General features: G+C 69.3%; 7 protein-coding genes and 1 tRNA gene. 7 read left to right on the top strand and 1 reads right to left on the bottom strand.

Going from position 1 to position 5885, the window contains the following annotated elements; genetic code table 11:
• On the top strand, positions 1-1107 hold a 1107-nt coding region (locus QH283_RS28125; RefSeq protein ID WP_280505948.1), incomplete at its 5' end, for a fatty acid desaturase family protein.
• Positions 1104-1448 carry a hypothetical protein gene (locus QH283_RS28120; RefSeq protein ID WP_280505947.1) on the top strand — a complete coding sequence of 115 codons (345 nt, stop codon included), beginning with the start codon at positions 1104-1106 and terminating at the stop codon, positions 1446-1448. The genes QH283_RS28125 and QH283_RS28120, both read left to right, overlap by 4 nt.
• Before the next feature lie 19 nt (positions 1449-1467).
• Here the strand turns inward: QH283_RS28120 and QH283_RS28115 are convergent, their stop codons facing one another.
• Positions 1468-2007 carry a DUF4254 domain-containing protein gene (locus QH283_RS28115; protein ID WP_280505946.1) on the bottom strand — a complete coding sequence of 180 codons (540 nt, stop codon included), beginning with the start codon at positions 2005-2007 and terminating at the stop codon, positions 1468-1470.
• A 352-nt stretch (positions 2008-2359) separates the two neighbouring features.
• Between QH283_RS28115 and QH283_RS28110 the strand changes: the two genes are divergently transcribed.
• From QH283_RS28110 to QH283_RS28090, 5 genes are all read left to right on the top strand, one after another.
• Entirely contained in the window at positions 2360-2680 is a 321-nt protein-coding gene (locus tag QH283_RS28110; protein ID WP_280505945.1) for a hypothetical protein, read from the top strand.
• 169 nt (positions 2681-2849) lie between these two features.
• The gene (gene ectB / locus QH283_RS28105) at positions 2850-4106 is read left to right on the top strand and encodes a diaminobutyrate--2-oxoglutarate transaminase (protein ID WP_280505944.1); all 1257 of its coding nucleotides are present in this window, start codon (positions 2850-2852) and stop codon (positions 4104-4106) included.
• Positions 4107-4261: 155 nt separating this feature from the next.
• Positions 4262-4756, top strand: coding sequence for a Dps family protein (locus tag QH283_RS28100; RefSeq protein ID WP_280505943.1), 495 nt, complete (start codon positions 4262-4264; stop codon positions 4754-4756).
• 124 nt (positions 4757-4880) lie between these two features.
• The gene (locus QH283_RS28095) at positions 4881-5279 is read left to right on the top strand and encodes an NUDIX hydrolase (protein ID WP_280505942.1); all 399 of its coding nucleotides are present in this window, start codon (positions 4881-4883) and stop codon (positions 5277-5279) included.
• 236 nt (positions 5280-5515) lie between these two features.
• Positions 5516-5589 (top strand) — tRNA-Arg (locus QH283_RS28090).
• The last annotated feature ends 296 nt before the right edge of the window (positions 5590-5885 follow it).

Below are 5885 nucleotides of genomic sequence, written 5' to 3'. Positions count from 1 at the left end.
CGGGACCAGGTGCGCGAACTGGGCGAGTCGCTCGACCCCCTGCCAAATCGCGTGCGCCCCGCCCGGGGCGCGCGCGACCGCGAGTACATCTACTCGATCATCAGGGCGCAGCGCGGATTCGAGATCGCCGGTCGCGGCCTGATGTACCTGGGCTTCCTACCGCCGGTGTGGCTGGCCGCGGTCGCCGCGCTGAGCGTGTCCAAGATCCTGGACAACATGGAGATCGGGCACAACGTCATGCACGGCCAGTACGACTGGATGCGCGAGCCCGACCTCAACTCCCGCGAGTTCGAATGGGACACCGTGTGCCCGGCCGACCAGTGGAAGCACTCGCACAACTACATCCACCACACCTTCACCAACATCCACGGCAAGGACCGCGACATCGGTTACGGCATCCTGCGCATCGACGAGCAGCAGGACTGGCATCCCTACTATCTGGGCAACCCCGTCTACGCCTTCGCGCTGATGATGCTGTTCGAGTGGGGCGTCATGCTGCACGACGCCGAGGCCGACAACATCGTCAAGGGCAAGCGGTCGTGGAGCGATGTGAAACCGCTGGTCAAGGGCTGGTGGCGCAAGGCGGGCAAGCAGGCCGTGAAGGACTACGTGCTCTTCCCCGCGCTCACCGGGCCGCTGGCGCCGATCACGCTGGCCGGCAATGTCACCGCGAACCTGGTGCGCAATGTCTGGGCGTACTCGATCATCTTCTGCGGTCACTTCCCCTCCGGCGTACAGACGTTCACCGAGGAGGAGACGGCCGAGGAGACCAGGGGAGAATGGTATGTGCGCCAGATGCTCGGGTCGGCGAATATCACCGGCAGCAGGCTGTTCCACATCATGAGCGGCAACCTCTCGCACCAGATCGAGCACCACCTTTTCCCCGATCTGCCCGCCAACCGCTACCCGGAGATCGCGCCGCAGGTGCGGGCGCTGTGCGAGAAGTACGGATTGCCGTATCACACCGGCCCGCTGCGCACGCAGTTGTCCGACGTCTGGCGGAAGATTTTCCGGCTCGCCCTGCCCCCGCAGTGGACGAAATCCGAACCCGCTCCCGGTGTTATCGTGGTGCGTCAGAAGACGACGACCGAAGTGGGCGCGCGATGATCGGTAAATTCGAAGCCAACAAGGATCTCATCCAGGAATTGACGTCGTCGGGAGCGCGGCACGTCGGAAATATCGCGACCATCATCACCGCCACGGTGGCCGAGGTGACCCGCGAGATCGGCGAATGGATCACCGACGCCGTGGAGATGCGCGAGGCGGCCGAGGCCGCGCGGCGCGACACCGAGCAGTCGGCCGCGCCGGAGCGGACCGCGGCCCCGGTCGCGGAGGGCTTCGACGCGCCGGCCGAGGCGTTCGACGCCGACCTGTTCACGGCCGAGCCGATCGACGCGGAGATCGTCGATCGCGACCCGGCTGGTCCCGAGGCGGGCGATCGCCGCTGAGGCCGTGCCGGTCCGCTCCTCAGTGGACCGGCAGCCGCCTGCGGTGCTGGGCCACCTCGGTCACCAGCACCTGGTAGCCGTCGGCCAGTTCGGCCAGGCGCCGCCCGCACCGGTGCGCCTCGTCGGACGCGGGCTCGCGGCCGGGTGGCCTGCCGAGCGCGTGTGCCGGTTCCCGGCCGTGTGCCTGTGCGGCAACCCATTTCGCCGCGATCCGGTCGATGATCGCGCCGAGGGTCTCGGTGTGCAGCGAGGCCCCCTGCCGGTGCGCCAGGTGGGTGGCGACCCAGGCGTTGATCCGGTCGACCATGGTGGCGCGCTCGCGATCGATGTCCTCGACCACCGCCGCCGAGATCACCGCCGCGGAGATCGGCGAGCTGTCGTGCGCGCGCACCAGCGCCACGGCCCGCGTCCTGCGTTCGTGACAGCGGGCCAGCGCGCGGGCGTCGGCCAGCACCGGGTGGGCGTGGGCGGGTAGGTCCGCCTCGGCGCGCAGCGCGTCCAGCAGCGCCGAACGTGACGGCAGTGTGCTGGTCTCGATCCATCCGGCGTCGGTCGGCATTTCGGTGCCCCCTGTTCGTCGACAGCGTGCGTTCGCGTAATCGCTCGGTGCCCGACCCGAGCCGCCGATCCGCCGCCGTGGCGCTGCGGCGTGCGTGGGTAATTCGCGACGATGCGAGAGATGATCGACGGACGATAATCGGTCCGCACTCAGAAAAGCGCGCCTGCGAGCACCGTGCAACCGGTGTGCGCACAATTGGCCGATGCGCGTGTGAATTGTTATCGACCGCCGTGCTTTTCCGGTCCGGTGAATACCGTGCGGTCCGTGTGCCGGTGGTTGCCCGCATTCGTTCGGCAACCGATTCCGCGCAGTGCCGCGTGCCCCGGCGGCCGATCGGCTAACCTCGACATTCGTGCCCGCCTATGTGTCCTCGCCGGAGCTGACATTCGGCTTTCTGTTCGCGCTGGAAGACCCCGAGCGAATCGCCGAGGTCGTGCGCGATCTCATCGTTCGCAAAACCGTCTCGGTGTTCCGTCTGGCCCGGCTGTCCGACGACGACGGCCCGCCCGAGCGCTACGTGGTGAACTGGGCGACCATCCCACAGATCAACATCACCACCAGCGCCCCCGACCCCGGGGACCTGCGCGCCGAGGGCATCATGCTGGTCAACGCCTTCCTCGGCGAGGGTGGCGAGGTCAGCCTCTACTCGGCCCACGGCGAGACGCGCGACTGAACCCGCGCGGCAACCGTCCGGCGACGCGCCCCCGGCTCGCGCCGGTCCCGCGATCGCCACCCCGTACGGCGATTTTCGCCAAAGCGCCGCGCGTGCGTCCGCGCAGTGTTAGAAACGCAGGCGCTTCACATGCGCGGATGGTTCGCGCGCGGGGCAGGAAGGATCGTCGATGTTCGTCGCCGAGACCAGCGTTTTCGACCAGCTGGAATCCGAGGTCCGCGGCTATTGTCGGTCATGGCCCGCTGTCTTCGACACCGCGAGCGGGTGCGTGCTGCGCGACGAGCGCGGCCGGGAGTACCTCGACTTCTTCGCCGGTGCGGGCGCGCTGAACTACGGGCACAACAATCCGGTGCTCAAGCGGGCGCTGATCGACTACATCGCGGGCGACGGCCTCACCCACGGCCTCGACATGTCGACCGTCGCCAAGCGTGCTCTGCTGGAGACGCTGCGCGATCTGGTGCTGCGCCCGCGCGGCCTCGACTACAAGGTGCAGTTCCCTGGACCGACCGGGGCGAACGCGGTGGAGGCCGCGCTCAAGCTGGCACGCAAGGTGACCGGGCGCCAGGCGGTGCTGAGCTTCACCAACGCCTTCCACGGGATGACCCTCGGCGCGCTGTCGGTCACCGGCAACGCCGCCAAGCGGGCGGGTGCGGGCGTGCCGCTGCCGCACGCCACGCCCATGCCCTATGACGGCTATCTCGGCGCGGGCGACAGCCTCGGCTGGATGAGCCGGATGCTCGACGACAGTTCCTCCGGGCTGGACAAACCGGCGGCGGTGATCGTGGAGACCGTGCAGGGCGAGGGCGGGGTCAATGTCGCGGGCGCCGACTGGCTGCGCGCGCTGGCGCGGATGTGCCGTGAGCGCGGCATCCTGCTGATCGTCGACGACGTGCAGATGGGGTGCGGGCGCACCGGCCCGTTCTTCTCCTTCGAGGTCGCGGGCATCACGCCCGACATCGTGACGTTGTCGAAGTCGATCGGCGGCTACGGCCTGCCGATGGCGCTGGTGCTGATGCGCCCCGAGTTGGACCAGTGGGCGCCCGGCGAGCACAACGGCACCTTCCGTGGCAACAACCACGCCTTCGTGACGGCGCGGGCGGCGTTGGAGCACTATTGGTCCGACGACGCGCTGGAACGCGGCACCGCGGTCAAGGCGGCGTCGATGCGATCGGGGCTGGAGCGGATCGCGGGGGAGTGCGGCGGCGTCTCGGTGCGCGGGCGCGGACTGGTGCAGGGGTTGGTGTTCGCCGATGCCTCCCGGGCGGCCAAGGTCTGCCGGGCCGCCTTCGATCGCGGACTGCTGGTGGAGACCTCGGGTTCGATGGACGAGGTGGTCAAGCTGATCCCGCCGCTGACCATCGGCGAGGACGAACTGGCTCACGGCCTCGGGCTGCTCGCCGAGGCGGTCGCGGTGGTCTGCGGCTGAGCGCGGGCCGGGATTCCCGGCGTGGACGCTGTGGGCAAGGTCATGCCCTCGGCGGTGGCCATGGGCGATCTTCCTCGATAAACTTGAATCATTCCAGAAAAGCTCGTGCGCCGGGTTGCCGGTGTCGCGGGATTTCTGATCGAGAGGAGTAGCTCATGACCGCCACGCTGTCCGCCACCCCGATCACCACCACTCTGGGCACCGCCGAGCAGAAGGTCGTCGGCATCGTCGTCCAGGACGCGCTCGCCGACATGATCGACTTGTCGCTGATCGGCAAGCAGGCGCACTGGAACGTCGTCGGCCGCCACTTCAGGGAGCTGCACCTGCAGCTGGACGAACTGGTCGACGCCGCACGCGGATTCGCCGACACCATCGCCGAACGCGGTGCCGCGCTCGGCATCTCGCCCGACGGCCGGGCCCGCACCGTGGCCGAGTCGCGCGCGCTGCCGGAGTTCCCGGCGGGCTACGTCGCCGACCGCGAGGTGGTCGAGGCCATGGTGCGCACGCTCGACATCGCGGTACGCCGCATGCGCGAGCGGATCGAGGCCACCGACACCGCCGACCTGGTGACCCAGGACCTGCTCATCGGCATCACCGCCGAGCTGGAGAAGATGCGCTGGATGTTCCAGGCCCAGACCGCCGAGAGCTGACCTGAGCCCCGGCGTGGGCGTGGGGCCGGAATGCCCCAGGTCCGATCGAGGCATCACACGAGGGCGGGGCACGGCGACCGGAGGGCCGTCGCGCCCCGCCCGCGCGCACTCGTAGGGTGGCCCGGTGATCCGAACCGCCGCGCTCGCCCACATCCGTGACCGCAGACTGCTGCAGACGCGGTCGGCGGGCAAAGACGTCTTCTATATGGCGGGCGGCAAGATCGACGAGGGAGAGACGCCCGACCAGGCGCTGCGCCGCGAGATCGAGGAGGAGCTCGGCGTCACTGTGGTCGGGCACGAACGGCTCGGCGTCTTCGAGGCCGAGGCCTTCGGGCACGGGCCGGGCGTGCGCCTGCACATGACCTGCTACACCGGCGCGCTGTCCGGCGAGCCGCGCCCCAACGGGGAGATCGCCGAGCTGCGCTATTTCACCGTCGGCGAGTACGCCGCCATGCGGCACGTGGCGCCGGGCTCGCTGCTGGTCTTCCAGCGCCTCTACGATCTCGGCCTGATCGACTGGTGAACTCTGATCGACTGGTGACCACTGGTCGACTGGTGACCACTGATGTGGGGAACCCTGGCCGGCTGGGGTGAATCGCGCCGACCGTGGTGATCGCGTCCGGGTCGGGCGGTGCGCCGAAAGACCGTCCCTCGTCCGGCGAATCGCCGTGCGCGGGTACGAGCGGTCGGAAATATGGACGCTCGTTATACTTGCGCCCGGTGGACACCGCGGCCGGCTTCGGCCATGGTGGACGCACTGCCTCCGTAGCTCAGTTGGATAGAGCAAGGGCCTTCTAATCCCTAGGTCGCAGGTTCGATTCCTGCCGGGGGCGCGACAGTGCAGCGGCGCACCACAGCGCCGGTGCACAGTCTGCACCGGACTCCCTTTTCGTACCCGGTTCACACCACAGGCAAACGCGAACTTTCGCCCGGCGGCCCGAGATGCCGCCAACCCGGGCCGGTGTGGCGCCGCTCATCCAACTACGCTCAGTCGTATGTCGTCATCCCCGAAGCCGGCCGAGACCACCGCCCCGCGGGACACCCCGCCCGCGGCGGCGGGCCGAGTAACCCCCGTGCCGGGGGGGGGCGGGGCGCGGGGCGCCGGGGCCGCGGCCCGGGGGGGCGGGGG

This window comes from Nocardia farcinica (assembly GCF_029867845.1).
Lineage (GTDB): Bacteria > Actinomycetota > Actinomycetes > Mycobacteriales > Mycobacteriaceae > Nocardia > Nocardia farcinica_A.
Note: the sequence above shows the minus strand (reverse complement) of the source record. Positions and strands in the feature narration are given on the sequence as shown.